This window comes from Erythrobacter sp. EC-HK427, from assembly GCF_902498745.1.
Classification (GTDB): Bacteria; Pseudomonadota; Alphaproteobacteria; order Sphingomonadales; family Sphingomonadaceae; genus Alteraurantiacibacter.
The window spans coordinates 1,062,656-1,086,755 of sequence record NZ_LR701479.1 but is presented as its reverse complement, the minus strand read 5'-3'; the positions used below and the strand labels follow the sequence as shown (position 1 = coordinate 1,086,755).

The window sequence follows — 24,100 nt, the reverse complement described above, 5'->3', positions numbered from 1 at the left end:
GTGAAAGATTCGAGTCAGGTGGCGTAACGACCGAGTCGTTGCTCACCGGCTGTGATGATCAGAGGCTGGCGACTTCCAGCACGATCTTCCCGATATGCGCGCCCGCCTCCATCCGCGCGTGCGCGGCGGCGGCTTCGGCGAGCGGAAACACACGGTCCATCGCCGGGCGCAGTTCGCCGCTTTCGACCAGCGGCCAGACTTCGCGGAAAATCTCGTCGGCAATCATGCCTTTGACGACATCGGGCCGCGCACGCAGCGTGGAGCCGGTGATCGACTGGCGCTTCATCATCAGTTTGAGGAGATTGATGTCCGCTTTGGGGCCGCCCAGCGTTGCGATCACCACGATGCGGCCATCTTCGGCAAGGCAATCCAGATTGCGCTGCGTATAGTCGCCCGCAACCATGTCGAGCACCAAATCGCAGCCGCGCCCTTCGGTGATGTCGAGCACGCGGGCGGAAAAATCCTCGGCCTTGTAGTTGATCGCACGATCCGCGCCCAGCGCCCGCGCAGCGTCGCATTTCTCCTCCGACCCGCAGGTCACAATCACACGCATATCGAACAGCTTGGCGAGCTTGATCGCCATCGTGCCTATGCCCGATGTGCCGCCATGCACCAGCAGCGTCTCGCCATCGCGCGCAAAGCCGCGCTGGAACACATTGTGCCACACGGTGAACAGCGTTTCGGGCAGTGCTGCCGCTTCCGCCATGGGCAGGCCATCCGGCACCGGCAGGCAATGTTCGGGCCGCGCGAGGCAGTACTCGGCATAGCCGCCGCCGCTCACCAGCGCGCAGACCCGCTTGCCGAGCTCGCCGGGATCAACCCCTTCGCCGAGCGCAACAATTTCACCTGCTATCTCCAGCCCCGGCAGCGGCGAGGCGCCTGTGGGCGGCGGATACAGCCCGCGCCGTTGCAGGCAGTCGGGGCGGTTAACGCCCGCATGGCTCACCCGCACCAGCACTTCCCCTGGCGCAGGCTGCGGCACCGGCCATTCGGTCAGTGCCAGCACCTCCGGCCCGCCGGGCGCGGTGATCGCGATTGCCTGCATTGTGTCCGGAATGTCGCTTGCCATCACGATTCCTGCTGAAGCCCCTGTTCGCAGGCACACCTAGGCGGCTCCCCCATTGACAGCAAGCGCGGCAGCGCGGATTGTCCCGAACTATGGAAGCAGACGACCTTCCCCGGATGCGCAGCGATGCGGCGGCTCTACTCGGCAAGGAGCAGCTGGACAGCTATTCGCAGGACGAATTGCTGGCGCGGGTGCAAGTGCTCGAAGCCGAGATTGCCCGGGTCAAAGCGCATCACGCCAAGGCGGCAGACCACCGCAAGGCGGCCGAGGCACTGTTCGGCAAGCGGGGGAACGGCTGATGGGCCGCACTGGCCCTTTGCCCCCCTTAACATTCGCGCAGCTGCGCCCCACATCTTTTGCCAGTAGCGGCGTGTCTTCACCCACGCGCCCATTTTTGCCGCGCGTTAGTGGTTCGTTAACCATACTGCGCGCAGCCTTTTTCCCGGGCGCCGTCTTCGCCCGCACCCGCTAAGGACCGCCATGCCAAGTTTTGCGCAAAATCTCGAAAAGACCCTCCACAACGCGATCCAGCACGCGATCGACCGGGCGCATGAATATGCGACGCTCGAACATTTGCTGCTGGCGCTGGTGAGCGATAGCGATGCGGCCGAGGTGATGAATGCCTGCGGGGTCGATCTGGAAGAGCTGACCGGCGTGGTGCGGCAGTATCTCGATCAGGAATACCAGTCGCTGAAGACCGAGGAGGACGCCGATCCGCAGCCGACGGCGGGCTTCCAGCGGGTGATCCAGCGGGCGATCCTGCACGTGCAGTCTTCGGGCAAAGACACGGTGACGGGCGCGAATGTACTGGTGGCGCTGTTTTCGGAGCGCGATTCCTACGCGGTCTATTTCCTCCAGCAGCAGGATATGAGCCGGCTGGATGCGGTGAGCTTTATCAGTCACGGCATCGGCAAGGGTGGCAAGCAGATCGAAAGCCGCACGCCCGAAGGCGCGGAGGACGAGGCGCAGGCACCGGCGGACGAAAAGGGCGAGAAGAAGAAGGATTCGGCGCTCGACCAGTTCTGCGTCAATCTGAACCAGAAGGCGCTGGATGGCCGCATCGATCCGCTGATCGGTCGCGGGCCGGAAGTTGACCGCACGGTGCAAATCCTCTGCCGCCGTTCGAAGAACAACCCGCTCTATGTCGGCGATCCCGGCGTCGGGAAGACCGCGATTGCCGAAGGTCTGGCGCGCAAGATTGTCGAAGGCGATGTGCCCGAAGTGCTCGAACCCGCGGTCATCTACGCGCTCGACATGGGCGCGTTGCTTGCGGGCACGCGCTATCGCGGCGATTTCGAGGAGCGGCTGAAGCAGGTCGTCAACGAGCTGGAGAAGATGCCCGACGCGGTGCTGTTTATCGACGAGATCCACACGGTGATCGGCGCGGGCGCAACCAGCGGCGGGGCGATGGATGCCTCGAACCTTTTGAAGCCCGCGCTGTCGTCAGGCGCGATCCGCTGCATCGGTTCGACCACCTACAAGGAATTCCGCAACCACTTCGAAAAGGATCGCGCGCTGCTGCGCCGTTTCCAGAAGATCGATGTGAACGAGCCAACCATTGAAGATACGATCAAGATCCTCAAAGGCCTGCGTTCCGCCTTCGAAGAACACCACAAGGTCAAATACACGCCCGACGCCATCAAGACGGCAGTCGAGATGAGCGCGCGCTATATCAACGACCGCAAATTGCCCGACAAGGCCATCGATGTGATCGATGAAGTCGGCGCGATGCAGATGCTGGTGCCGCCCAGCCGCCGCCGCAAGACGATTACCGCCAAGGAAATCGAAAAGGTCGTGGCAACCATGGCGCGCATCCCCCCCAAATCGGTGAGCAAGGACGATAAGGCCGCGCTCTCGACGCTGGAAAAGGATCTGAAGCGGGTCGTCTTCGGGCAGGACGAGGCAATCGAACGCCTGTCGGTGGCGATGAAGCTGTCGCGCGCGGGCCTGCGCGATCCGGACAAGCCCATCGGCAGCTTCCTTTTCAGCGGCCCCACCGGCGTCGGCAAAACCGAAGTCGCACGCCAGCTCGCCAGCATTATGGGCATCGAGCTCAAGCGCTTCGATATGTCCGAATATATGGAACGCCACTCGGTCAGCCGCCTGATCGGCGCGCCTCCGGGCTATGTCGGCTACGATCAGGGCGGCCTGCTCACCGATGCCATCGACCAGCACCCGCATTGCGTGCTGTTGCTCGACGAAATCGAGAAAGCGCATCCCGATCTGTTCAATATCCTGCTGCAGGTGATGGATAACGGCAAACTGACCGATCACCACGGCAAGACGGTAGACTTCCGCAATGTCGTGCTGATTATGACGACCAATGCGGGCGCATCCGATGCCGCCAAGCAGGGCATCGGCTTTGGCGCGGGCCAGAAGACCGAGGCGAGCGAGGAAGCGGTGAAGAAGATGTTCACCCCCGAATTCCGCAACCGTCTCGATGCCATTGTGCCCTTCGCCTATCTCGCGCCCGACACGATCAGCCGGGTGGTGGACAAGTTCATCCTCCAGCTCGAATTGCAGCTGGCCGAGCAGAATGTGCATATCCAGTTCGATGGCGATGCGCGCGAATGGCTGGGCAAGCGCGGTTATGACAAGCTGATGGGCGCCCGCCCGATGGCGCGCCTGATCCAGGAAAAGGTCAAGCAGCCGCTGGCCGAGGAATTGCTGTTCGGCAAGCTGGCGAGCGGCGGCGAGGTTCATGTGAGCGTGAAGGACGAAAAGCTCGCTTTCGAGCTCACCCCCGCCGCGCCCAAGAGCAAGGCCAAGCCCAAGCGCAAGGCTTCTGCCAAGAAGGCCGCGCCGAAGGCTTCCGGTTCGCCCGCAGCAGGCGAGGATGACGGCACGGCGTCGGAAGGATAACCGGTCAGGCGTTTTCCATCTTGCGGCGGGCGTAGCACACGCTAGGCTCGCCGCATGACCAGCAAAGCCCTGATTCCACTTGCATCGGCCAGCGCGCTCGCGCTTGCCGCCATGCTTGCTCCCGCCACTGCCGCTGCGCAGGCCTTGAACGCCCGCACCGCGCAGACCGATCTGCCGCTCGAAGGTCCGCGCGCGTCGATGCAGATCGAGCACGTGACGCTTGCCATTTCGGTGTTCCCAGACCGGCGGGTAATCGCGGGGGAGGGCGAATATCGCATCGAAGTGTCGGACGCGCTGGAGCAGCTGCAATTCGATCTTGACCCGCGCTACACGGTCAGCCGCGTCACCGTGGGCGGAACAGCGCTTCCCGCTGGCTCCATCAGCAATCCCGACGGGCTGCTCACGCTGCAATTGCTGCGGCGCACCCGGGCGGGTGAGACGCTGGATGTCAGCATCGCCTATTCGGGATCGCCGCACGTCGCGCGCAACGCGCCGTGGGATGGCGGCATCGTGTGGTCGCAATCGGGCGGCCAGCCGTGGATCGCCACCGCGTTCCAAGGCGAAGGCTGTGATATGCTCTGGCCATGCATCGACAATTCGCTGCACCGGATGGACAGCATCGATACGCGTTTCACCGTGCCGACCGGCCTTACCGCCACCGGCAACGGGCGGCTGGTCGACACCACCGATAATGGCGATGGCACCACCACCTTCCACTGGACCGCGCGCGATCCGAGCAATTACGGCATCGTCCTGCAAATCGGCCCGTATGAGCTGACCGAGCAGCTGTATGAAAGCCGCTTCGGCAACACCATCCCGATCCAGTTCTGGCACTTGCCGCAAAGCAAGGGCGGCGCGCGGCAGCTGGTCACCGAAATGGCCGATTATCTCGATTTCTTCGAAAGCACGATCGGCCCCTATCCCTTCGCCGATGAAAAGGCGGGCGTGGTCGAAACGCCGCATCTGGGCATGGAGCACCAGACGATCAACGCCTATGGCAACCGCTTCCGGCCCGACCCGCTCGGCTATGACTGGCTGCTGGCGCACGAGTTCGCGCATGAATGGTTCGCCAACCAGCTGACCCATGCCAGCATCGATCATATGTGGCTGCATGAAGGCATCGGCACCTGGATGCAGCCGCTGTACCTCGGCTGGGCCAATGGCGAGATGTATTACCACGCCGATATGTGGAGCAAGCGGCAGGGTATCGCCAGCCGCGTGCCGCTGGTCTCGCTGGGCGAGACGCTGCCCGATTACAACGACACCGCGTCGGGCTGGGGCAGCGATATCTACAATAAGGGCGCGTGGGTGATGCACACTTTGCGCTATGTGGTGGGCGAGGACGAGCTGTTCCCTGCGCTAACCGAGCTGACCTACGGCACCGACAATCCGCAGCCGGGCAATTTCGACGTGATCAGCCGCACCACGGATGATTTCCGCGCCATTCTCGAGCGCCGCACCGGGCGCGAGCTCGACTGGTTCTTCGATGCCTATTTCTATCAGGGCCCGCTCCCGCGCCTGATCGAGGAACGCAGCGCGGATGCGATCACGTTGCGCTGGGAAACGCCGTCGCAAATGGCGTTTGAAATGCCGCTCGAAGTGATTGTCGATGGCGAAGCGCGCGTGGTTCCGATGACGGGCGGCGAAGGAAGCATCGCGCTCCCCACCCCGAACAGCATTGTGCAGATCGATCCGCGCAACCAGATCCTGATGTATAACGCCGCGATTGACGGGCGGGCGGGCTTCTAGGCGGCACCGGAACGGGCGCGGCGCTGGCGGGTTCATCCCCAATGGCCGCGCCCTTTTCCTGGATTACCCCGCATCCGCACGGCATTTATGTCGCGCCCGCCGATTGCTGGGTCGATCCCTCGCGCGCGGTGGAGCAGGCGCTCGTCACCCACGGCCACGCCGATCACGCGCGCGGCGGGCATAGCAAGACTATCGCCACTCCCGAAACGCTCGCGATTATGGCGCTGCGCTACAACACGCGCGAGGGCGCGCAGCCGGTGCAATATGGCGAGAGCGTCAAGCTGGGCGGCGGAGTGCAAGCGACTTACATTCCCGCCGGACACGTGCTGGGCAGCGCGCAGATACTTCTCGAATTTGCCGGGGAACGGGTGATTATCACCGGCGATTACAAGCGCCGCCCCGATCCGACCTGCCCCCCATTCGAGGTCACCCCCTGCGATATCCTCATCACCGAGGCGACCTTCGGCCTCCCGCTCTTCACCCATCCGCCGATTGCGGACGAAATGGCGAAGCTGCTGGATCGCTTGCGCGCCCATCCTGACCGGTGTGTGCTGGTGGGCGCCTATGCCTTGGGCAAGGCGCAGCGGGTGATCGCGGAATTGCGCGCGGCAGGCCATCACGATCCGATCTATCTTCACGGCGCGATGGAGAAGATGTGCCGCCTGTATCAGGAGTTCGGTGTCGATCTGGGCGAATTGCGGCTGGTGGCCGACCATACCAAGGAGGAAATGCGCGGCAGCATCGTGATCTGCCCGCCATCTGCCCTCAATGACCGCTGGAGCCGCCGCCTGCCCGATCCCATCACCGCCATGGCGAGCGGCTGGATGCGCGTGCGCCAGCGCGCCCGCCAGCGCAATGTCGAATTGCCGCTGGTGATTTCCGACCATGCCGACTGGGGCGAGCTGACCCGCACGATTCAGGAGGTCGACCCCTACGAAACCTGGATCACCCATGGCCGCGAGGAAGCGCTGCTGCGCTGGCACCAACTCCACCAACGCCGCGCCCGCGCGCTGGCACTGGTGGGGCGGGAGGACGAGGATGAGTGAAGTGCGCGGCCTTCCTCCCCTCCTCTTCAGAGGAGGGGCAGCGAGACTTGGTGAGCCCGGACATGGTCCGGGGGAGCCTAGTCGCAGCGGGGTGGTGCTTGTCTGGAGCGCGGCCTTGCGGTCGCCACCACCCCCAACCCCCTCCTCTGAAGAGGAGGGGGCTTAATCGTGCAAACCTTCGCCACCCTGCTCGACGCGCTCGTCTTTACGCGCTCCCGCAACGAGAAATTGCGGCTGATCGCGGACTATTTACGCACCACGCTCGATCCGGATCGCGGCTGGGCCTTGGGGGCGCTCACCGACGGGCTCGACTTCAAGGCGGTCAAAAGCTCCACCGTCCGCAATCTGATGCAGGAGCGCGTCGATCCGGTGCTGTGGCAGCTCAGCCGTGACTTTGTCGGCGATACGGCAGAGACCGCGAGCCTGCTTTGGCCCGAGCCATTGGGCGAAGTTGCGCCGCCGCCCTCGGTGGACGAAGCGGTTGCTTCGCTCACCGCCATGACCCGCGCCACTGCGCCCGTCGAATTGCCGCGCCTGCTCGACCGGCTCGACCCTTCGGGGCGCTATGCGCTCATCAAGCTGGCGACGGGCGGGATGCGGATTGGCATTTCCGCCCGCCTCGCCAAGACCGCCTTTGCGCAGGCCTTCGATGTGTCGGTCGATGCGGTGGAGGAATACTGGCACGCGCTCCAGCCGCCTTATGCCGAGCTGTTCGCCTGGGCGGCCGATGGGGCCGATCCGCCCGATACTGCCAACCGCCCGCTGTTCCGCCCCTTCATGCTCGCGCACCCGCTGGAGGACGCGCAACTGAACCTCACACACTATGCAGCGGAGTGGAAATGGGACGGGATTCGCGTGCAGCTTGTCCATGTTGCCAATGAGAGCGGCGGCGCAACGCGGCTCTATTCGCGCTCGGGCGACGATATCTCCGCGACTTTCCCCGAAATGGTGCAGGCGCTTGACCGGCCCGCCGTGCTCGACGGCGAATTGCTGGTGCGCGGCGATGCACAAGGCGGCGAAGAGGGCGGCGCGGCGAGCTTCAATGCCTTGCAGCAGCGGCTGGGGCGTAAGACCGTGAGCAAGCAGATGCTCGCGGCAAGCCCGGCCTTCGTGCGGCTGTATGATGTGCTCTCATGGGAAAACGCGGACCAACGCGGGGAAACATGGGAATCGCGGCGTAAGCTATTGGAAAGCCTTATGCCGCAGCTTCCCGCAAGCCATTTCGACCTTTCGCAACTGGTCGAAGCGCGCGATTTCGCCCATCTGGCAGAAATCCGCGAGGGCACCCGCGATGCGGCTATCGAAGGGCTGATGCTCAAGCGGCGCGATTCGCTCTACGTGCCGGGACGCAAGGCGGGGCTTTGGTACAAGTGGAAGCGCGATCCGCTGCTCGTCGATTGCGTGCTGATGTATGCGCAGCGCGGCAGCGGGAAGCGGTCGAGCTTCTATTCGGATTACACGTTCGGCTGCTGGGACGGCGATCCTGATACAGGTGCAGAGCTGCTGCCGGTGGGCAAGGCCTATTCGGGCTTCACCGATGCGGAATTGAAGCAACTCGACAGGCTGGTGCGCCAGACCACCCTCAACCGCTTCGGCCCGGTGCGCGAAGTCGAGCGCAGGCTGGTGTTCGAAGTGGCGTTCGACAGCGTCCACGTAAGCAAGCGGCACAAAAGCGGGCTGGCGATGCGCTTCCCCCGCATCCACCGCATCCGCTGGGACAAACCGGTGCACGAGGCGGACAGGATTGAGGCGCTGCGAAAGCTGGTGCGGGATTGAAATGCGCCGCCACGCGCGGCATTGATGTGGCCATGAAACATCTCGACACTCCGCGCCGCTGGCTCGCCATCGGGCTTGCCGGACTGGCGGGCTTTGTCGATGCGACGGGCTTTCTCGCCACCGGCGGCTATTTCGCGTCCTTCATGTCGGGCAACACCACGCGGCTGGGCGTTGATCTATCGGGCAATCCGGCCATGGCTATCTGGCCGGCGGCGATCATTGCGCTGTTCGTGATCGGCGTGGCGGCAGGCGCCATTGCCTCGGATCGGGGCGGCACGCGGCGCAAAAGCGCGGTTCTGGCCCTTGCGGTGGCGCTGCTGGTTATAGCCGCGCTTTTCGACGGCAATTGGCTGCCGGGGTTCCTCGCCGCTTCGGTGCTGGCGATGGGCGCGCTGAACAATGTGTTCCGCCGTGATGGCGAAGTGACCGTGGGGGTGACGTATATGACCGGCGCGCTGGTGCGGTTCGGGCAAGGGTTGGCGGCCTGGCTCACCGGCAAGCGGATGTCAGACCAGCTCACCGCCATCGGCCTCTGGTTCGGACTGGCTGCAGGCGCGGTGACAGGCGCGGTAGCGTTTTCGGTTGTGCGGGGCGTTACGCCTTGGCTGGCGGTGGGCTATGCGGTGCTGCTGCTGGCTGCCGCCTTCGTAATCGAGCGCCGCCTGCCTCAACCCGGCAGCTGAAACAGCTTTTCGCGCGAAGTTGCGCCGCGCAACAATTCGATACTCGTCGGCGCGATGGCCAGCGTCTTCGCCAGCAGCGCAATCACCGCCACATTGGCAGCCCCGTCCTGCGGTTTGGCGCGGACTTTGGCGAGCAGGCGGCCATCGGCGATTTGCAGCGTCTCGCTCCGCGCGCCCGGTGTGACCCTTACGGCGAGCCGCCCGCGTTCATCCGCCAATGCCCGCAGAGCTTCGGCGGGCAGGGTGTCAGCCTTCGGCTTGGCCACGGATTTCGGCCAGATGCCGCGCCGCCAGCTTGCAATAGCGTTCGGTCTGGAAACGGATCTTGGCGATTTGTGCTGCGTCCTGCGTCCGGTAATATTTCGCGGGGCGGCCGATCCAGATCTCGCCGGGGCCGATCTGCTTGCCGGGGCTGAGCAAGGCGCCTGCGCCCAGCATTCCGCCCTCGGCAATGCGCGCACCGTCCATCGCGACTGCACCCATGCCGACAAAAGCGCGGTCTGCCAGCTGGCAGCCATGGACGACTGCCATATGGCCGATCACGCAGTCCTCCCCCACAATGGTCGGCTCGCCATCGGTGTCGGGGCGCGGGCCTTCGACGTGGAAGACGCTGCCGTCCTGCACATTGCTGCGCGCGCCGACCGCGATGCGGTGGATATCTCCGCGCAGCACGCAATTGTACCACACGCTTGCTTCCGCCCCGATAGTGACGTCACCGATGATCCGCGCGCCGGGCGCGATGAAGGCGTTCTCGGCGATTTGCGGCACCTTGCCGTCAAACGCCATGATGGTTGCGCCGGGATAGCGCGCTTGCAGGGTGGCGATGTCGCTCACAGGAAATTCTCCCACGCGAGATAGGGCAGGATAGAGGCGTAATCGTCGGTCCATACCGGCCCTTCGGGCTCGGCGAGTTCGCGCCAGTCGCCCTCTGCCTCCAGCGAAGCGAGCCGGGCCGGATCGCGCGCCATGACGACCCAGTTGGAGGCGAACAGCTCGCGCTCGCGGTCCATTCCGTCGGCGAGCAGGCGCACGGTAAGCCTGCGGCTTTCCGCCAGCCGCGCGATCACCGGCTCCAACCGGATGTAATTGTTGGAGATATGCATCACCAGCAGCCCATCCTCGCTCATTGCGCGCAGATAGATATCGAGCGCCTCGGCCGTCAGCAGGTGAAGCGGGATCGCGTCCGAACTGAAGGCGTCAATCACCAGAATATCGAAGCGGTCTGCTTCCATCGCCTCGAGCTCAATCCGCGCATCGCCGATAATCGTCGGGCTGTCGGGCGCGCAGCGGGAAAGATAGGTGAACTGCCCGCGCTCCGAATAGGCAAGCACTTCGGGATCGATCTCGAAGAAGGTCCAATCCTGCTGCGGCTGTTTGTAGCAAGCGAGCGTCCCCACGCCCAACCCGACCACGCCGACCCGCGCTTCTGGCCCGAACATCGCATCGGCCTGCAACAAAGTGCGGCCTACACCCGATGTGCGCCCGTAATAGGCGGTTGGCTCGGTCGCTGCTTCCTCGCCCGCGCGCTGGACGCCGTGGATCGTCGTGCCGTGCATCAGCTTGCGGTCGCCATCCTCCTCGTCACGGAGCGAATAAATGCCGAAATAGCTGCGCTCACGCGCGCCTTCCATGCTGGTTTGCAGATTGGCGACTCCGCCCAGCGCCAGCAGCAGCGCCGCCGTGCCCGCGACAAACGACCAGCGCTTTGCGGCGAAGACCACCGACACCAGAAGAACGGCCAGCAAAGCCGCCCATTGCCCCGCAGTCAGCACGGCATCGGTCAAGGCCGACTGGTAAATCTGGAAGGCAAAATTGAACACCAGCAACACACCTCCACCCAGCACAATCAGCGCAAGGCGCGGATTGGCGAAGCGGCTGCCGATCCAGCGTTCCCACGGCCCCAAGGGCAGCAGCGCCGCCGCCGCCAGCACCAGCAGCGGATGCTCCCACGTCCAGTCGAACAGCACCGGCGCGATCAGCGCGGTGAAGACGCCGCCCAGCGCACCGCCAGCCGACATCACGAGGTAGAACCGCGTCAGTTCGCGGGCGGGCGGGCGATGCTCGTACAGCCGCGAATGCAGCGCGACAGCGGTGACGAACAGCAGCATGATGCTCGCCGCCGCCGCCAGCAGATTGGCGCGGCCGGCAGTGAACATGGCCACCGAACCGTCGACCAGCAGCACCACCGGCGCGATCAGCACGAAGAAGCCCGCAATATGGCGCTTCTCGGCAAAGGCGATGGAGAAGCTGAGGAGGTAAAGCCCGAGCGGGATCACCCACAGCAGCGGCATCGCCATGATATCGGTGGTAAGGAAGGTCGTGGTCGAAAGCATCAGGCCCGAGGGGACAGCGGACAGCGCGAGCCAGAGCAGCACGGTTTTCCAGCCGCTGCGTTCGCCAGTATCCTGAATGTCTTCCAGCGGTTCGGGAGTAGCCGTATCCTCGGCCCGGGCATCGCGCCGCGCCCACACGCTCGACACCACAAAGGCGATCAGCAGCGCATAGCCGATTGCCCAATACAGGCTCTGTTGCCCGATACTCAGCAGCGGCTCGGCCAGCAGCGGGTATGCGAGCAGCCCGGCAAAGCTGCCGAGATTGGATGCGGCATAGAGCGGATAGGGATTGCCCGCCGCCGGATGCGCGGCAAACCAGCGCTGGATCAGCGGCGCCTGCGCCGACACGGCGAAAAAGGCGGGGCCGACGGTCAGCAGGAACATATACGGCACCCACAGCGCTTCCCAGCCGGGCATGGGCGCAGTGATATCGGCGAGCGCCAGCGGCAGGGTCAGCCCGCCCAGCAGCAGCACGCCGATATGGATCATCCCTTGCGTTTTCAGCGGGAAGCGGCCGATCCAGTGGGCATAGGCATAACCGCCCAGCAGCAGCGCCTGATACACCAGCATCGCGCTGTTCCAGACATTGGGCGCGCCGCCCAGTCTGGGCAGCGCCATGCGCGCCACCATCGGCTGCACCAGGAACAGCAGGAAACTGCCCGCGAGAATGGTCAGCGTGAACAGCCAGCGCCGGGCGCCGGGCGCGGCAATGCTCATGGCTGGGCTGCGCTCCATTGCTCTGCCGTGATGGCGTAAACGATGGTTGGATTGAGCGCCGCATCATAGCGCACATCTTCGTAATCCAGCTCTGCGCGGCGTTGCATTCCAAGGCGCTCCATCAGGCCCCAGCTGGGGGCATTGCCGTCCACCGTCAGGGCGACAACCTGCTCTGCCCCGAAACGGGTGAAGGCAAGGTGAAGCGCCGCGCTGGCCGCTTCCTTGGCATAGCCGTAGCCCCAAGCATCCTCGCGAAAGCGCCAGCCCACTTCCATGCTGCCGGTGACCGTGCTGCCCGGCGCATCGGCGCGTTTGAGGCCGCACATCCCCAGCATCTCGCCTGCCAGATGGCCGCCATCATCGCGTCGCTCGACGACCCAGAAACAGAATTCGTTCGCGGCCCGGCACGTCTCCACCCGCGCGACTTGTTGGGCGAGCTTCTCCGCATCCATCACTCCGCCAAGCCAGCGCATGACGGGCGCAGTGTTGGTGATCCGGAATTGTTCGTCCCAATCTGCCTGGCCCTCGTCGCCCTCGCGCCAGTCGCGCAGCACCAGCCGCGCCGTTTCATGCCGGAATGCCGCCACTCCTCAGGCTCCCAGCAATCTCGCGGCGAGCGGCGCGTGATAGGTCAGCACGCCCGAGCACCCCGCGCGTTTGAAAGCGATCAGCTTTTCCATCAGCAGTGCCTCGCGGTCACCGATCCCTGCCGCTGCGCCTGCTTCGATCAGGGCATATTCTCCGCTTACTTGATAGGCGTAGACGGGCACTTCGAACCGCTGCTTCACCCGCCAAATGATATCGAGATAGGCGAGGCCAGGCTTCACCATCACGCTGTCCGCTCCCTCGGCAATGTCGAGCGCGACTTCGGCCAGCGCCTCGTCGCCATTGGCGGGATCCATCTGGTAGGTCTTCTTGTCGCCCTTCAGCAGTCCACCGCTGCCCACCGCATCGCGGAACGGGCCGTAAAAGGCAGAGGCATATTTGGCCGCATAGGCCATGATCTGCACATTATGGTGCCCGCCCATTTCCAACGCCATGCGGATGGCGTGGACGCGGCCGTCCATCATATCCGACGGAGCGATAATATCCGCGCCCGCCTCTGCCTGGTTCAGCGCCTGATCGACCAGCACGGCCACCGTATCATCGTTCACCACATAGCCCGCGCCGTTCACCAGCCCGTCTTGACCATGCGTGGTATAGGGATCGAGCGCCACATCGGTCAGCACACCGATATCCTCGCCGCAGGCGTCCTTCACCGCCTTGATCGCGCGACACATCAGATTGTCGGGATTGAGCGCCTCGCCCCCGTCATCGCTGCGCTTTGCCGCGGGCGTGTTGGGAAACAGCGCGATGCAGGGAATGCCCAGCGCCGCCGCCTCTTTCGCCCGCGCGGCAACGCCATCGACCGACCAGCGCGAGACGCCCGGCAGGCTGGCGACAGGGTCTTCCACGCCGGTGCCCTCGGTCACGAAAAGCGGCCAGATGAGGTCGCTTGGCGTCAGAATGGTCTCGCGCACCATGGCGCGGCTCCAGGCCTTGGCGCGGGTGCGGCGCAGGCGGGTGTTGGGGTAGCTTCGGTTCATGCGGGCGAGTCCTGCCGCAAAAGGCGTTTACGGGCAATGCGGGCGGCGAATTTTCGAACCGGTCAGTCGATGGAGCGGCGGTTTTCGATCCGGTCGATCTCGCGCTGCGGCGTCTCGCGCATGGCGGGATCGGGCGCCAGATTGGCCAGCGCCGCGCCGGGCTCGACCCGTTGCAGGCGGACCAGCCGCTCGCGGAAATTGGCCATTTCGGTGGCCGAGAGCATCGCCCTTGTGACGAATTGCACGCTCAGCGGGTCAATCGCCTGACCGCCGCGATACATTTCATAATGCAGGTGCGGGCCGGTGGAGAGGCCGGTCGAACCGACATAGCCGATCACCTGTCCGCGCGCGACGCTTTGCCCGTTGCTCACCGCAATCCGGCTCATATGCGCATAGCCTGTCGAAATCCCGCCCGCATGGCGCAAACGGACGAAATTGCCGTATCCGCCATTGCGTCCGGCAAAATTGACTGTGCCATCGGTCACCGCGTAAATCGGCGTGCCGTGTGCGGCGCGGAAATCGACACCCGAATGCATCCGGCGATAGCCGAGTATCGGGTGGCGGCGCATTCCGTAGCGCGAGGATATCGCTCCCGGCACCGGACGGATCAGCCCTTCGCGCATCGTGCCCTCGCCCGCTGCGTCATAGAACCGGCCTTCGCGGCCGAAGCGCATCAGCTGCAGGCGCGGGCGATCATTGCGGATGATCGCGGCATAGAGGAGATCGCCGACTTCGATTTCACCGGTGGCGGCGCGGCGGTAATCGATAATCATATCGAATTCGTCGGTCGCGCTGACATCGGCGTCCAGATTCAGCTCTTGCGAGATGGTACGCAGATATTCCTGCACCGCGCTGGGCGGCGCGCCGACGGCGCGGGCCGAGCGGTACAGGCTGCTGCCCACCGTGCCACGCACCCGCAGCGGTGTCGCATCGACCATGATCGGGCGCGGATCGAGCACGAGCTGGCCGTTGCGCCGCTCCACCACCAGTTGCAGATCGAAGCGCGCGCGGAACGACAGCGCATCGAGCGGGCGCGGCGCATCATTGCCGGTGCGGCGACCAAGCGTGATGTCAACCTGCGTGCCCGGATCGATTTCGCCAAGCGCCACCGCGCTGGAAATCATCCGTGCGACTTGCGCCGCCTCGGCCTCGCCCACGCCGGCGCGGCGGAGCATCCGGTCGAAACTGTCGCCCTGCGTCAGCGTTGCCACCAGATCGAGCCGCGGGCGTTCGGGCGCGCTGGCGAGTTCGGACACGGCAAAGGTCGCACCCATCCGCTTGCCGCTATCCGCGCCCAGCGCGAGCGGCATGATCATCTGGCTACGAAACTCGTCCCGCACCGCATCGTCGATTGGCATCGAAGGGGCGGCGGAAACGGGGGAAAAACCCGGCCATGCGGCAATCGCCACGGCGGACAGCACCACCACGCTTGCCGCACCGCGCAGCCAGCTTTTGGAGCCGATATTGCGCGAAAGATCGGGTGCCCAACTGGCCTTGGCGATGCCGGAAAAGAGCGGGCGCGAAAACAGGGTGGACGAACGGTTTATCCGGCGGCGGAAGCCGCTTTGCTGCGGAACGGAAAAGCCTGACGCACGCACGGGGCCAGCGGCCTGCTGGCTATCGTCCGCATCACCTTGCGGGGAATGTGCGTCTCCGGTGAACACTCACGTTCTCCAAACGGCCTTGCGCGCGCCATAGGCACGGGAAATTCGCGCGACCAGTGCGGCCCTCGTATTTGCGCGTATTCCTACGGGGATAAAGTGAATTTCACCCTAACGTCGATGAGCGGAGTCGCACGCGCGACCAAATGAGGGGCCTGCTTGCGCAGCGCCCGCGCAGTCGCCATGACGGAGGAACTGTGCCCCATCCTCCCTCCGCCAGCCCTTTGCGCGCCGTGCTCGGCCCGACCAATACCGGCAAGACGCATCTGGCGATCGAGCGGATGTGCGGCCATTCCTCGGGCGTGATCGGCTTCCCGCTGCGACTGCTGGCGCGCGAGGTCTATGACAAGGTCTGCCGGATCAAGGGCGAGGCGACTTGTGCGCTGATTACCGGCGAGGAGCGGATCGAGCCGCCACATGCGCGCTATTTCCTCTGCACCGCCGAAGCGATGCCCAGAAACGGAGGAGGCCAGGCCTTCGTCGCGCTGGACGAAGCGCAGCTAGGGGCAGACCGCGAGCGCGGGCATATTTTCACCGACCGCCTGCTTCACGCGCGCGGGCGGGAAGAGACGATGCTGCTCGGCTCGGCCACGCTCGAACCGATTGTCCGCGCGATGTTGCCGGGGGCGAGTATCGAACAGCGCCCGCGCTTCTCCACCCTGTCCCACGCCGGTGCCGCCAAGCTGTCACGCCTGCCGCCGCGCAGCGCGATTGTCGCCTTCTCGGTCGAGCAGGTGTACCAGGTCGCCGAATTACTGCGCCGGTTCCGCGGCGGGGCGGCGGTGGTGATGGGCGCATTGAGCCCGCAAACGCGCAACCGCCAGGTCGAGCTCTTCCAGTCGGGCGAGGTTGACTACATCGTTGCCACCGATGCCATCGGTATGGGGCTCAATCTCGATGTGCGCCACGTCGCCTTTGCCTCGCTGAGCAAGTTTGACGGAGTGCGCCAGCGGCGGCTGACGCCTGCCGAAATGGCGCAGATTGCGGGGAGAGCAGGGCGCCATCAGACCGATGGCAGTTTCGGCGTGCTCTCAGGGGGCGGCGGACGCGGTTCGGCACCGCTCGAATTCAGCGAAGAAGAAATCTACGCGATTGAGAACCACCGCTTCGCCCCGCTGACGCGGCTTTACTGGCGCAATCCCGAACCGCGTTTTGACAGTCTGGCGCGGTTGATCGACGATCTCGCGATGCGCCCCGAACGCGAGCAGCTGGCCGCCGCGCCCGAAGCGATTGATCTTGCGGTGCTCAAACGCCTCGCCGAGCAGCATGACGTCAGCGATAGCGTCACGACGCCGGCCTTGGTGCGCCGCTTCTGGGAAGCGTGCCAGCTCCCCGATTTCCGCCAGCTGGGGCCGGAGGCGCATTCGCGCTTCGTCGCCCGCCTTTGGGCCGATCTGCGCCACGGCCATATCGGCGCGGACTATGTCGCGGCGCGGGTGAGCGAACTCGGCAATACCAGCGGCGATATCGACACGCTGCAAGGCCGCCTCTCGGCGATCCGCAGCTGGGCCTATATCTGCCAGCGGCCCGATTGGGTGTTGGCACGCGACGAAATGGCTGCAAGAGCGCGCGCGGCGGAAGCGAAACTGTCGGATGCGCTGCACGGCAAGCTGACCGAACGTTTCGTCAATCGCCGAACCGCAGTATTGATGCGCGGTATGGGAAAGGATGCAGGACTGTTGCGGGTAAATCTCGAAGATGATGGCCGGGTGACGGTGGAAGGGCAAGCGATCGGCCATCTGGAAGGCTTCCGCTTCGTCGTCGATCCCGATGCCGGGCAGGAAGACCGCAAGCTGATGCTGGCGGCAGCGGAGAAGCACATGGCGGCGCTGCTGGCGCAAAAGGCCGAGCAATTGGTGACATCCGAACTTGGCGCGCTGGAGATTGCCGAAGGCGCGATCCGCCGCGATGGCCAGCCGGTCGCCATGCTGGAAAAGGGCAAGACCGCCGCATCACCGCGCATTGTGATGACGAAGGAACTGCGCCCGCTCGATCCCGTCAATGCGAAGCGCCTGGGCGAAGCCTTGCAAGTCTGGCTCGACGGGCAACTCGCCCCGCTCGCGCCGTTGAAGGCGCTGGAGGAAGGCGCGCAAGACCCAGATGCGGGCAGCGAAGTGCGCGCTTTGCTGCTGACGCTGATCGACCGCAACGGCACGGTGCGGCGCGAGGATGCAGGGCTGAAGCACGTCGCCAAGGAACAGCGGCCCCTGCTGCGCAAACTGGGTGTGGTGATCGGTTCGACCGATGTCTATCTGCCCGCGCTGCTCAAACCCGCCCCGCGCAAGCTGCTCAAAGCACTGGGCGCAGACCCGCGCGAGTTGCACGACAGCATGGCGCCGGTGATCGAAGGCGCGAAGCATTTGCCTGCAGGCTATCGCCGCGCGGGTAAGCAGGCGATCCGCATTGATATGGCGGAAAAACTGTTCCGCGCCGCGCATGAACAGCGCGCCAAGGCGGGCAAAGTTGCGGGCGGCAAGGGCTTTCCGGTCGATATCGCGCTCGCCACCAGCATGGGGCTTTCGCTCGAGAATTTCCGCAGTCTGATGAAGGATGCGGGCTTCCGTCAAGGGCAGGAGGTCACGCTTCCCGACGGCCAATACGGCCCTCCCCCGCCAGTTCCGTGGAGCTGGCGCCCGCCGCGCAAGGACACCGCGCCCGAGCGCCCGCATCGCGGCCCGCGCAAGACGGAGAAGACAGAGGCGAAGGGCAAATTTCCGCCCCAGGACAAGCGCGATGCGCGCGGCCCCCGCCCAGACCGGCGCGAGGCGCGTCCGCCCGCCAACCAGCCTGCGACCGGCAAGGCGCTGGCGGGGCTGGCCGATCTCTTCAAGAACTGAATGCGGCTCGATCTGCTGCTGTGCCGCCTGCGCTTTGCGAAAAGCCGCAGCGTCGCGCAAAGCTGGATCGGTGAAGGGCATATCCGCTGCAATGGCGAACGGGTGATAGCGGCATCACGCGCGGTTGGGGTTGGTGACGTGCTCACCCTGCCCCTCGGCCCGCATATCGCGGTGATCGCTATCGACAGCCTGCCCGAACGGCGCGGCCCGCCTGCCGAGGCGCGCAGCCACTACCGGCAATTGAATGGCGGCCAGCATACTGGCGCTTGACGCTTTGCGGGCAATCGCCATAGGGATTGGCCAAGCAAACGAAAGGGAATGCTGCTGCCATGACTTACGTCGTCACCGACGCCTGCATCAAATGCAAATATACCGACTGCGTCGAAGTGTGCCCGGTCGATTGTTTCTATGAAGGCGAGAATATGCTCGTCATCAACCCGTCCGAATGCATCGATTGCGGCGTGTGCGAGCCCGAATGTCCGGCCGAAGCGATCCTGCCCGATACCGAGGACGGCCTCGAAAAGTGGCTGGAGCTGAACACCAAGTTCTCCGCCGAATGGCCCAACATCACCGAAAAGAAAGAGCCGCCTGCCGACGCGGACGATTTCAAGGGCCAGGAAGGCAAGTTCGAGGAATTCTTCTCCGAAGCACCGGGTGAGGGCGACTAAGCTACCGCGCAAGTAAGCGCGCCGCAGCGGGCAAAAGGGTGGCGATTCACCACCCACTGGAAATTCTGTCGCGACTCTGTTATATAATGTGCAACTGGCGCAGGGTTTCGCGTGCCAGGCGGATTAGGAAGGCAGGTCCCCGCTACTTCTCGACAAAACGCATTGTGGCTGACCCGGTTCAGCGCATGAGAGCTTTTGTCGTTGAAACCATGCGGGTTTGCCAGTGAAAGGATTGCTTATGGCCGCTGATGCGACCGCTTTTGAAGTCGGCGATTATGTCGTTTATCCCAAGCACGGCGTGGGCCGCGTGATCGAGCTGCAGAACGAAGAAATCGCCGGAATGCAGCTGGAACTTTATGTCCTCCGTTTCGAAAAAGAGCGGATGACGCTCCGCGTTCCGACCAACAAGGTCGAAAGCATCGGGATGCGCAAGCTCTCCAGCGACAAGACGCTGAAGGAAGCGATGGAAACGCTGAAGGGCAAGCCCCGCGTCAAACGCACCATGTGGAGCCGCCGCGCGCAGGAATATGAAGCGAAAATCAATTCGGGCGAAATCGTACTGATTGCCGAAGTGACGCGCGACCTGTTCCGCCCTGAAGACCAGCCCGAGCAAAGCTATTCCGAACGGCAGATTTTCGAAGCGGCCTCCAGCCGGCTCGCCCGCGAACTGGCAGCCATGGAGAAGACCGACGAGCCGACCGCGCTCGCCAAGATCCTCGACGTGCTGAAAGAACACGCGCCGCAATATTACGAAAGTGCCGAAGAGGCCTGATCGTAACCACCACGCAACAAAGGGCCGTTCGCAGCGATGCGGGCGGCCCTTTTTGTTGCGTGGTGGTCGCAGGAGTTCGCATTCATTGTTTTGACACGCAGGCCGGTGCATAGAGCGGGCGACGAGATTTTTCGTCGGCCTGACAATTGAGGTCCGCCATGCGTGTATCCCGGATTGCTTTGCCGCTCATTTCCGCGCTTTCGCTGAGCGGCTGCGTAGCCAGCACGCTGGTGGACGTTGCCACCGCCCCGGTCCGCGCCGCAGGGCAGGTGGCGGATTGGGCCACCACCAGTCAGGACGAAATGGACCGCGAACGCGGCCGCGAAATCCGCCGCCGCGAAGAGCGATTGGGTGAGTTGCAGCGTGAGTATCAGGATGCGCAGGAGGACTGCCTTGACGGGAATGACCGGCGCTGCCGCGAAGCGGTTGAAATCCGCGCCGAGATGGACGCGCTGATCCCGACGATCCCGCTCGAACCCGCTCCCGAAGACGATTAGGCCGCAGCGCGCCGCAAACGGTCGTTGATGGCGCGGCCTTCTGCTGTGTCGGGAATGGGCGCTACCGCGATGCTCGTTTGAGCGGCAACTGCGGCTTCGTGCAGGCAGGTGTAGAGCCGCGCTGCCGCCTCCTTCAGCGAGCCGGTTTCGGACAAATTGCAATCGCCCGCCACCGCGCCGAAGCCGATCATGAATTCGTCGGGCTCCGCCTTAATCACATTCAGCCGCACGGGCTTTCCCGGCGCATAGTGGCTGGCGAGCTGACCGGGGGCCTCGATGCTCCCCGTTTTGGAGCCTGATGGCGGCGTGTTTGCCGGATCGAACAGCGCGACCGGCCCCGGACGCAGTTCCTCCAGCCGCCCGCCATCGCGCACCGCGACAATCGTCGATTCGACACCCGCGCTGCACGCGCCACCGTCGAGCACCAGATCGATCCGCCCATCGAGCGAGGCGAGCACATGGGCCGGTGTGGTCGGGCTAATAAAGCCGCTGAGATTGGCCGAAGGCGCCGCGAGCGGAAAATCGAGTTGGGCGAGCAGCGCGCGCATCACCGGATGGTCGGGCGCGCGCAGGGCGATGGTGGGCAATCCCGCGCTCACGGCGGGAGCCAGCGGAGCGTCCTCGCATCGCGGCAGAACCAGCGTGAGCGGGCCGGGCCAATGGCGCGCGGCCAAATCCTTTGCGACGTTCGAAAAATCCGCAAACCGCCGCGCTTGCTCCAGATCGCGCACATGGACGATCAGCGGGTTGAAGCTGGGCCGCCCTTTCGCCGCGTAAATCTTCGCCACCGCGTCCGCGCTGTCCGCCCGTGCTGCCAGGCCGTAGACTGTCTCGGTCGGCACGGCGACAAGCCCGCCATCGCGCAGGATCTGCGCGGCGCGGGCTATGCCCTCGGCATCGGCCAGAATGACGCGAGTCTTGTTGCTCATCGCTTGCGCCTATAGGGACAGAGGCGATGGAAGACCAAGCCCAACTGCTTTCCCGCATCGCTGGGGCGCTCGAACGTCTCGCGCCTGCGCGTCTGAAGGATGTCGGTTGGCAGAGCGCGCCCGCCTATGTCTGGGGGACCGGTGGCGTTCGCGCTGTCGCGGCCATCGAGGCGCCCGCGCTCGACCTGCTGCGGGGCATTGACGGGCAAAAGGCTGCGGTGACGGGCAATATCAACCGGCTCGCGGCAGGCCATGCAGCGCATGATATGCTGCTGTGGGGCGCGCGCGGCATGGGCAAATCGGCGCTGGTGCGCGCGGCCATCGCGCAGGCACAGACCGACGGCGGTGCCATCGCGCTGGTCCAAGTCGCCACCGATGCGCTCGGCACGCTCCCGCAGCTCTTCGCCGCGCTAGGCGCGGTGGAGCGCAATTTCTGCGTCTTTATCGATGATCTTGGCTTTGCCGTGGGCGATGATGCCAGCCCGCGCCACTTGCGCAGCTGGCTTGATGGCGGCGTGGAAGCGCGGCCTGCGAATGTGCGGCTTGCGGTCACCACGAACCGCCGCGCGATTGTTCCGCGCCATGCAGGCGAGCAGGACGATCCGGTCAATCCGCGCGATGCCGTGGACGATAGTCTGGCGCTGGCTGACCGTTTCGGGCTGTCGCTGGGCTTCCATAATGCGAGCCAGGACGAATATCTCGCCATCATCGAAGGCTACGCCGCGAGCTACTGCCTGTCCTATGACCCGCACGACGCGCTCGAATGGGCCAAGCGGCGCGGGGCGCGGTCAGGCCGGATCGCATGGCATTATGTAACCGAGCTCGCCGGTCAGGCGGGCAGGCAGCTGTAGCCGCCGGGCCCGTCCGGCCGCGTATCACATAATATCTTCGGGCCGCACCGCGCCTTCCTCGAAAGCTTCCTGCAAGCGGCGGCGCGGATCGCCTTCGAGCTGGCGGACCGGCGGCAGGCGCTCGCCACGATTCCGCTCGATCGCGGCGGCGGGCGCGGCATCGGGCGCGATCACGCGCCAGATAATGCCCGCGGTATCGTCGCTCACCAGCAGCGCGCCGGTGCGATCCCATTCGACCCAGGTCGGGCGACCATAGGTGTCGCCATCGCCGGTGAGGAAGCTTTCGAGCACGCGGATCGGCAGGCCGGTGGGGTTGCCGCGCTCGTCAAAGCGGACGAACACCACGTCATAGCCATCGGCAGGAGAGCGGTTCCACGAACCATGCCGCGCGATAAAGGCGCCCGGCCCGAAAGCCTCGCCCATGCGCGTGCCTTCCTCGGTAAACACCATGCCCAACGCCGCCGCGTGCGCGCCCAGCGCATAGACCGGTTTGCGGGTATATTCGGTGAGGAATTGCGGCATCGGCGCTTCCACCCGTTCGTCAAACACATCTTTGTAATACACCCACGGCCAGCCGTAATGGACGCCGATGGGGACATTGGTCATGTAATCGGGCACCAGATCGCTGCCGAGCATATCGCGCTCGTTCACCGTCGTCCAAAGCTCGCCCGACCACGGGCTGAATGCCATGCCGTTGGGATTGCGCAGGCCCTGACCCCACAGCCGCGCTTCGCCCGATTCGAGATCAAGCTGGTGGATCGCGGCGCGCATATCCTCGATCTCCATCCCGCCTTCGCCGATATTCGACGCCGAGCCGACCGCGACGTAGAGATAGCGGCCATCGGGCGAGAGAATGATATTGCGCATCCAGTGGTTGCCCGCGGCCGGCAGCGGGGTGAGCTGTTCGGGCTCTCCCGTCACCGCATTGCTGCCGAGCGTGTAATCGAACATCAGCACTTCGTCGTGATTGGCGATGTAGAGCTTGTCCTCGCCCCACGCGATGCCCGAGGGCGAATCGAGATCGTCCTCGCGGATGGTGATCTGCTCTTCGGCCACCCCGTCCTCGTTCGCATCGCGCAGCAGCACCAGCTGGTTCGCCGATTCCCCTCCCGCGCCCGCTTTGTCGAACAGCCAGCCGGCCACGAAGTCTTCCAGCCAACCGCCCGCCAGCTCGCGCTCGGGCGCTTTGGTCAGCGTCACCAGCACATCGCCATTGGGCAGGGTGTAAACCACGCGCGGATTATCGAGTCCTTCGGCAAAGCGGTTCACCGCCAGCCCTTCGCCCGCCGTGGGCGCTGTGCCTTCGGCCCAGCCGACCGGTTCGGCAATACCGATAGTGGGGAACAGCTGCGGATCGGGCTCGGCGAGCACCGGATCGGTGCCGCTCGTCTCGTCCAGCGTATATTCCGCCGTGTCGGGCCGGGTCAGCCACCAGATGGCAATGGCGGCCAGCACAAGCAGCACGGCGAGGGCGATGAGGATCTTCTTGAGGATGCGCATGGGCAGCAAGATAAGCGCCGCTTTCCCTTGCGGCAATCGTTTCAGCGCCTAGATGCGGAGCCATGTACGATTTTGCCCCCGCCGCTGGTGCGACCAAGCCGGAAATCTACGCTGCCCTGATCGAAGCCGCCGATGCGGTGACGCGGGGGGAAAGCGATGGCATCGCCAATATGGCCAATGTCGCCGCGTTGCTGGGCGAATTTCTTACCGACACCAATTGGGTAGGGTTTTACCGCATGGTGGATGGCGGGCTGGTGCTCGGCCCCTTTGTCGGGCGCCCTGCCTGTATCCGCATTCCCGTGGGCACCGGCGTGTGCGGGGCAGCGGCGCTTGGCGAATCGCAGCTGGTAGGAGACGTTCACGCCTTCCCCGGCCATATCGCCTGCGATGCGCGCAGCCGTTCAGAGCTGGTTGTGCCAGTCATCCGCGATGGCGCGGTGATTGCGGTGATCGATTGCGACAGCCCCAGCCTTGCGCGATTCGATACCGAGGATCAGGCGGGGCTCGAAGCGCTCGCAGCCCTCCTCGCGGACCGCATTTAGCTCTCTCTGGAGCCGGTTTCCGCAG

General features: G+C 64.7%; 22 protein-coding genes. 13 read left to right on the top strand and 9 right to left on the bottom strand.

Annotation, left to right across the window (positions count from 1 at the left end):
* Positions 1-58 precede the first annotated feature (58 nt).
* Positions 59-1,069: an NAD(P)H-quinone oxidoreductase gene (locus GC121_RS05220; RefSeq protein WP_151973085.1), complete on the bottom strand. Its 1,011-nt coding sequence runs from the start codon at positions 1,067-1,069 to the stop codon at positions 59-61.
* Between the two features lie 89 nt (positions 1,070-1,158).
* Between GC121_RS05220 and GC121_RS05215 the strand changes: the two genes are divergently transcribed.
* The 6 genes from GC121_RS05215 (at position 1,159) to GC121_RS05190 (ending at position 9,182) form a co-directional block, all read left to right on the top strand.
* Positions 1,159-1,365, top strand: coding sequence for a DUF1192 domain-containing protein (locus GC121_RS05215; RefSeq protein WP_151973084.1), 207 nt, complete (start codon positions 1,159-1,161; stop codon positions 1,363-1,365).
* A gap of 181 nt (positions 1,366-1,546) precedes the next feature.
* Positions 1,547-3,928 carry an ATP-dependent Clp protease ATP-binding subunit ClpA gene (gene clpA, locus GC121_RS05210; RefSeq protein WP_151973083.1) on the top strand — a complete coding sequence of 794 codons (2,382 nt, stop codon included), beginning with the start codon at positions 1,547-1,549 and terminating at the stop codon, positions 3,926-3,928.
* A gap of 54 nt (positions 3,929-3,982) precedes the next feature.
* Positions 3,983-5,677, top strand: a complete 1,695-nt coding sequence (locus tag GC121_RS05205; RefSeq protein ID WP_151973082.1) for a M1 family metallopeptidase — start codon at positions 3,983-3,985, stop codon at positions 5,675-5,677.
* 41 nt (positions 5,678-5,718) lie between these two features.
* A complete protein-coding gene (locus GC121_RS05200) occupies positions 5,719-6,723 on the top strand; it encodes a ligase-associated DNA damage response exonuclease (RefSeq protein ID WP_151973081.1) in 1,005 nt (334 codons plus the stop codon).
* A 168-nt stretch (positions 6,724-6,891) separates the two neighbouring features.
* Positions 6,892-8,499, top strand: coding sequence for a cisplatin damage response ATP-dependent DNA ligase (locus GC121_RS05195; protein WP_151973080.1), 1,608 nt, complete (start codon positions 6,892-6,894; stop codon positions 8,497-8,499).
* Between the two features lie 32 nt (positions 8,500-8,531).
* Positions 8,532-9,182 carry a YoaK family protein gene (locus GC121_RS05190; protein ID WP_151973079.1) on the top strand — a complete coding sequence of 217 codons (651 nt, stop codon included), beginning with the start codon at positions 8,532-8,534 and terminating at the stop codon, positions 9,180-9,182.
* Here GC121_RS05190 and GC121_RS05185 read toward each other — a convergent pair.
* The 6 genes from GC121_RS05185 to GC121_RS05160 form a co-directional block, all read right to left on the bottom strand.
* Positions 9,167-9,448: a DUF167 domain-containing protein gene (locus tag GC121_RS05185; protein ID WP_151973078.1), complete on the bottom strand. Its 282-nt coding sequence runs from the start codon at positions 9,446-9,448 to the stop codon at positions 9,167-9,169. The two genes, GC121_RS05190 and GC121_RS05185, sit on opposite strands and share 16 nt — an antisense overlap.
* Entirely contained in the window at positions 9,429-10,016 is a 588-nt protein-coding gene (locus GC121_RS05180; protein ID WP_370513743.1) for a gamma carbonic anhydrase family protein, read from the bottom strand. Before GC121_RS05180 ends, GC121_RS05185 begins: the two co-directional genes overlap by 20 nt.
* Positions 10,013-12,232 carry a fused MFS/spermidine synthase gene (locus GC121_RS05175; RefSeq protein WP_151973076.1) on the bottom strand — a complete coding sequence of 740 codons (2,220 nt, stop codon included), beginning with the start codon at positions 12,230-12,232 and terminating at the stop codon, positions 10,013-10,015. The genes GC121_RS05180 and GC121_RS05175 overlap by 4 nt, the downstream gene beginning before the upstream one ends.
* On the bottom strand, positions 12,229-12,819 hold the full coding sequence (locus GC121_RS05170; protein ID WP_151973075.1) for a GNAT family N-acetyltransferase: 591 nt from the start codon (positions 12,817-12,819) through the stop codon (positions 12,229-12,231). The genes GC121_RS05175 and GC121_RS05170 overlap by 4 nt, the downstream gene beginning before the upstream one ends.
* 3 nt (positions 12,820-12,822) lie before the next feature.
* Positions 12,823-13,818: a porphobilinogen synthase gene (hemB, locus tag GC121_RS05165; RefSeq protein WP_151973074.1), complete on the bottom strand. Its 996-nt coding sequence runs from the start codon at positions 13,816-13,818 to the stop codon at positions 12,823-12,825.
* A gap of 62 nt (positions 13,819-13,880) precedes the next feature.
* The gene (locus GC121_RS05160) at positions 13,881-15,482 is read right to left on the bottom strand and encodes a M23 family metallopeptidase (protein WP_234421120.1); all 1,602 of its coding nucleotides are present in this window, start codon (positions 15,480-15,482) and stop codon (positions 13,881-13,883) included.
* Positions 15,483-15,760: 278 nt separating this feature from the next.
* On the opposite strand from GC121_RS05160, the gene GC121_RS05155 reads away from it, so the two are divergent.
* The 5 genes from GC121_RS05155 to GC121_RS05135 all read left to right on the top strand — a co-directional run bounded on the left by GC121_RS05155 (position 15,761) and on the right by GC121_RS05135 (position 20,253).
* Entirely contained in the window at positions 15,761-18,316 is a 2,556-nt protein-coding gene (locus GC121_RS05155; RefSeq protein ID WP_234421314.1) for a helicase-related protein, read from the top strand.
* Positions 18,317-18,586: a S4 domain-containing protein gene (locus GC121_RS05150; protein ID WP_151973072.1), complete on the top strand. Its 270-nt coding sequence runs from the start codon at positions 18,317-18,319 to the stop codon at positions 18,584-18,586.
* Positions 18,587-18,645: 59 nt separating this feature from the next.
* The gene (gene fdxA / locus GC121_RS05145) at positions 18,646-18,984 is read left to right on the top strand and encodes a ferredoxin FdxA (RefSeq protein ID WP_151973071.1); all 339 of its coding nucleotides are present in this window, start codon (positions 18,646-18,648) and stop codon (positions 18,982-18,984) included.
* 238 nt (positions 18,985-19,222) lie between these two features.
* The gene (locus tag GC121_RS05140) at positions 19,223-19,756 is read left to right on the top strand and encodes a CarD family transcriptional regulator (protein WP_151973070.1); all 534 of its coding nucleotides are present in this window, start codon (positions 19,223-19,225) and stop codon (positions 19,754-19,756) included.
* Between the two features lie 158 nt (positions 19,757-19,914).
* Positions 19,915-20,253 carry a hypothetical protein gene (locus GC121_RS05135; RefSeq protein WP_151973069.1) on the top strand — a complete coding sequence of 113 codons (339 nt, stop codon included), beginning with the start codon at positions 19,915-19,917 and terminating at the stop codon, positions 20,251-20,253.
* On the opposite strand, the gene GC121_RS05130 is transcribed toward GC121_RS05135, so the two are convergent.
* Positions 20,250-21,182 (bottom strand): L-threonylcarbamoyladenylate synthase, encoded by a 933-nt coding sequence (locus GC121_RS05130; RefSeq protein WP_151973068.1) that lies wholly within the window; start codon positions 21,180-21,182, stop codon positions 20,250-20,252. The two genes, GC121_RS05135 and GC121_RS05130, sit on opposite strands and share 4 nt — an antisense overlap.
* Before the next feature lie 26 nt (positions 21,183-21,208).
* Between GC121_RS05130 and GC121_RS05125 the strand changes: the two genes are divergently transcribed.
* Complete coding sequence (locus tag GC121_RS05125) at positions 21,209-22,033, top strand: ATP-binding protein (protein ID WP_151973067.1); 825 nt, start codon at positions 21,209-21,211, stop codon at positions 22,031-22,033.
* A 24-nt stretch (positions 22,034-22,057) separates the two neighbouring features.
* On the opposite strand, the gene GC121_RS05120 is transcribed toward GC121_RS05125, so the two are convergent.
* Positions 22,058-23,533, bottom strand: coding sequence for a sorbosone dehydrogenase family protein (locus GC121_RS05120; RefSeq protein WP_151973066.1), 1,476 nt, complete (start codon positions 23,531-23,533; stop codon positions 22,058-22,060).
* A 62-nt stretch (positions 23,534-23,595) separates the two neighbouring features.
* Here GC121_RS05120 and GC121_RS05115 point away from each other — a divergent pair, with 62 nt between their 5' ends.
* Positions 23,596-24,075: a GAF domain-containing protein gene (locus GC121_RS05115; protein WP_151973065.1), complete on the top strand. Its 480-nt coding sequence runs from the start codon at positions 23,596-23,598 to the stop codon at positions 24,073-24,075.
* Positions 24,076-24,100 lie beyond the last annotated feature (25 nt).

Coding starts and splice junctions, on each gene's coding strand:
- GC121_RS05190 (WP_151973079.1), top strand. CDS start 8,532: ATGAAACATCTCGACACTCCGCGCCGCTGGCTCGCCATCGGGCTTGCC.
- GC121_RS05155 (WP_234421314.1), top strand. CDS start 15,761: ATGTGCGGCCATTCCTCGGGCGTGATCGGCTTCCCGCTGCGACTGCTG.
- GC121_RS05115 (WP_151973065.1), top strand. CDS start 23,596: ATGTACGATTTTGCCCCCGCCGCTGGTGCGACCAAGCCGGAAATCTAC.
- fdxA (WP_151973071.1), top strand. CDS start 18,646: ATGACTTACGTCGTCACCGACGCCTGCATCAAATGCAAATATACCGAC.
- GC121_RS05120 (WP_151973066.1), bottom strand. CDS start 23,533: ATGCGCATCCTCAAGAAGATCCTCATCGCCCTCGCCGTGCTGCTTGTG.
- GC121_RS05205 (WP_151973082.1), top strand. CDS start 3,983: ATGACCAGCAAAGCCCTGATTCCACTTGCATCGGCCAGCGCGCTCGCG.
- GC121_RS05135 (WP_151973069.1), top strand. CDS start 19,915: ATGCGTGTATCCCGGATTGCTTTGCCGCTCATTTCCGCGCTTTCGCTG.
- GC121_RS05175 (WP_151973076.1), bottom strand. CDS start 12,232: ATGAGCATTGCCGCGCCCGGCGCCCGGCGCTGGCTGTTCACGCTGACC.
- hemB (WP_151973074.1), bottom strand. CDS start 13,818: ATGAACCGAAGCTACCCCAACACCCGCCTGCGCCGCACCCGCGCCAAG.
- clpA (WP_151973083.1), top strand. CDS start 1,547: ATGCCAAGTTTTGCGCAAAATCTCGAAAAGACCCTCCACAACGCGATC.
- GC121_RS05220 (WP_151973085.1), bottom strand. CDS start 1,069: ATGGCAAGCGACATTCCGGACACAATGCAGGCAATCGCGATCACCGCG.
- GC121_RS05215 (WP_151973084.1), top strand. CDS start 1,159: ATGGAAGCAGACGACCTTCCCCGGATGCGCAGCGATGCGGCGGCTCTA.
- GC121_RS05150 (WP_151973072.1), top strand. CDS start 18,317: ATGCGGCTCGATCTGCTGCTGTGCCGCCTGCGCTTTGCGAAAAGCCGC.
- GC121_RS05130 (WP_151973068.1), bottom strand. CDS start 21,182: ATGAGCAACAAGACTCGCGTCATTCTGGCCGATGCCGAGGGCATAGCC.
- GC121_RS05200 (WP_151973081.1), top strand. CDS start 5,719: ATGGCCGCGCCCTTTTCCTGGATTACCCCGCATCCGCACGGCATTTAT.
- GC121_RS05125 (WP_151973067.1), top strand. CDS start 21,209: ATGGAAGACCAAGCCCAACTGCTTTCCCGCATCGCTGGGGCGCTCGAA.
- GC121_RS05140 (WP_151973070.1), top strand. CDS start 19,223: ATGGCCGCTGATGCGACCGCTTTTGAAGTCGGCGATTATGTCGTTTAT.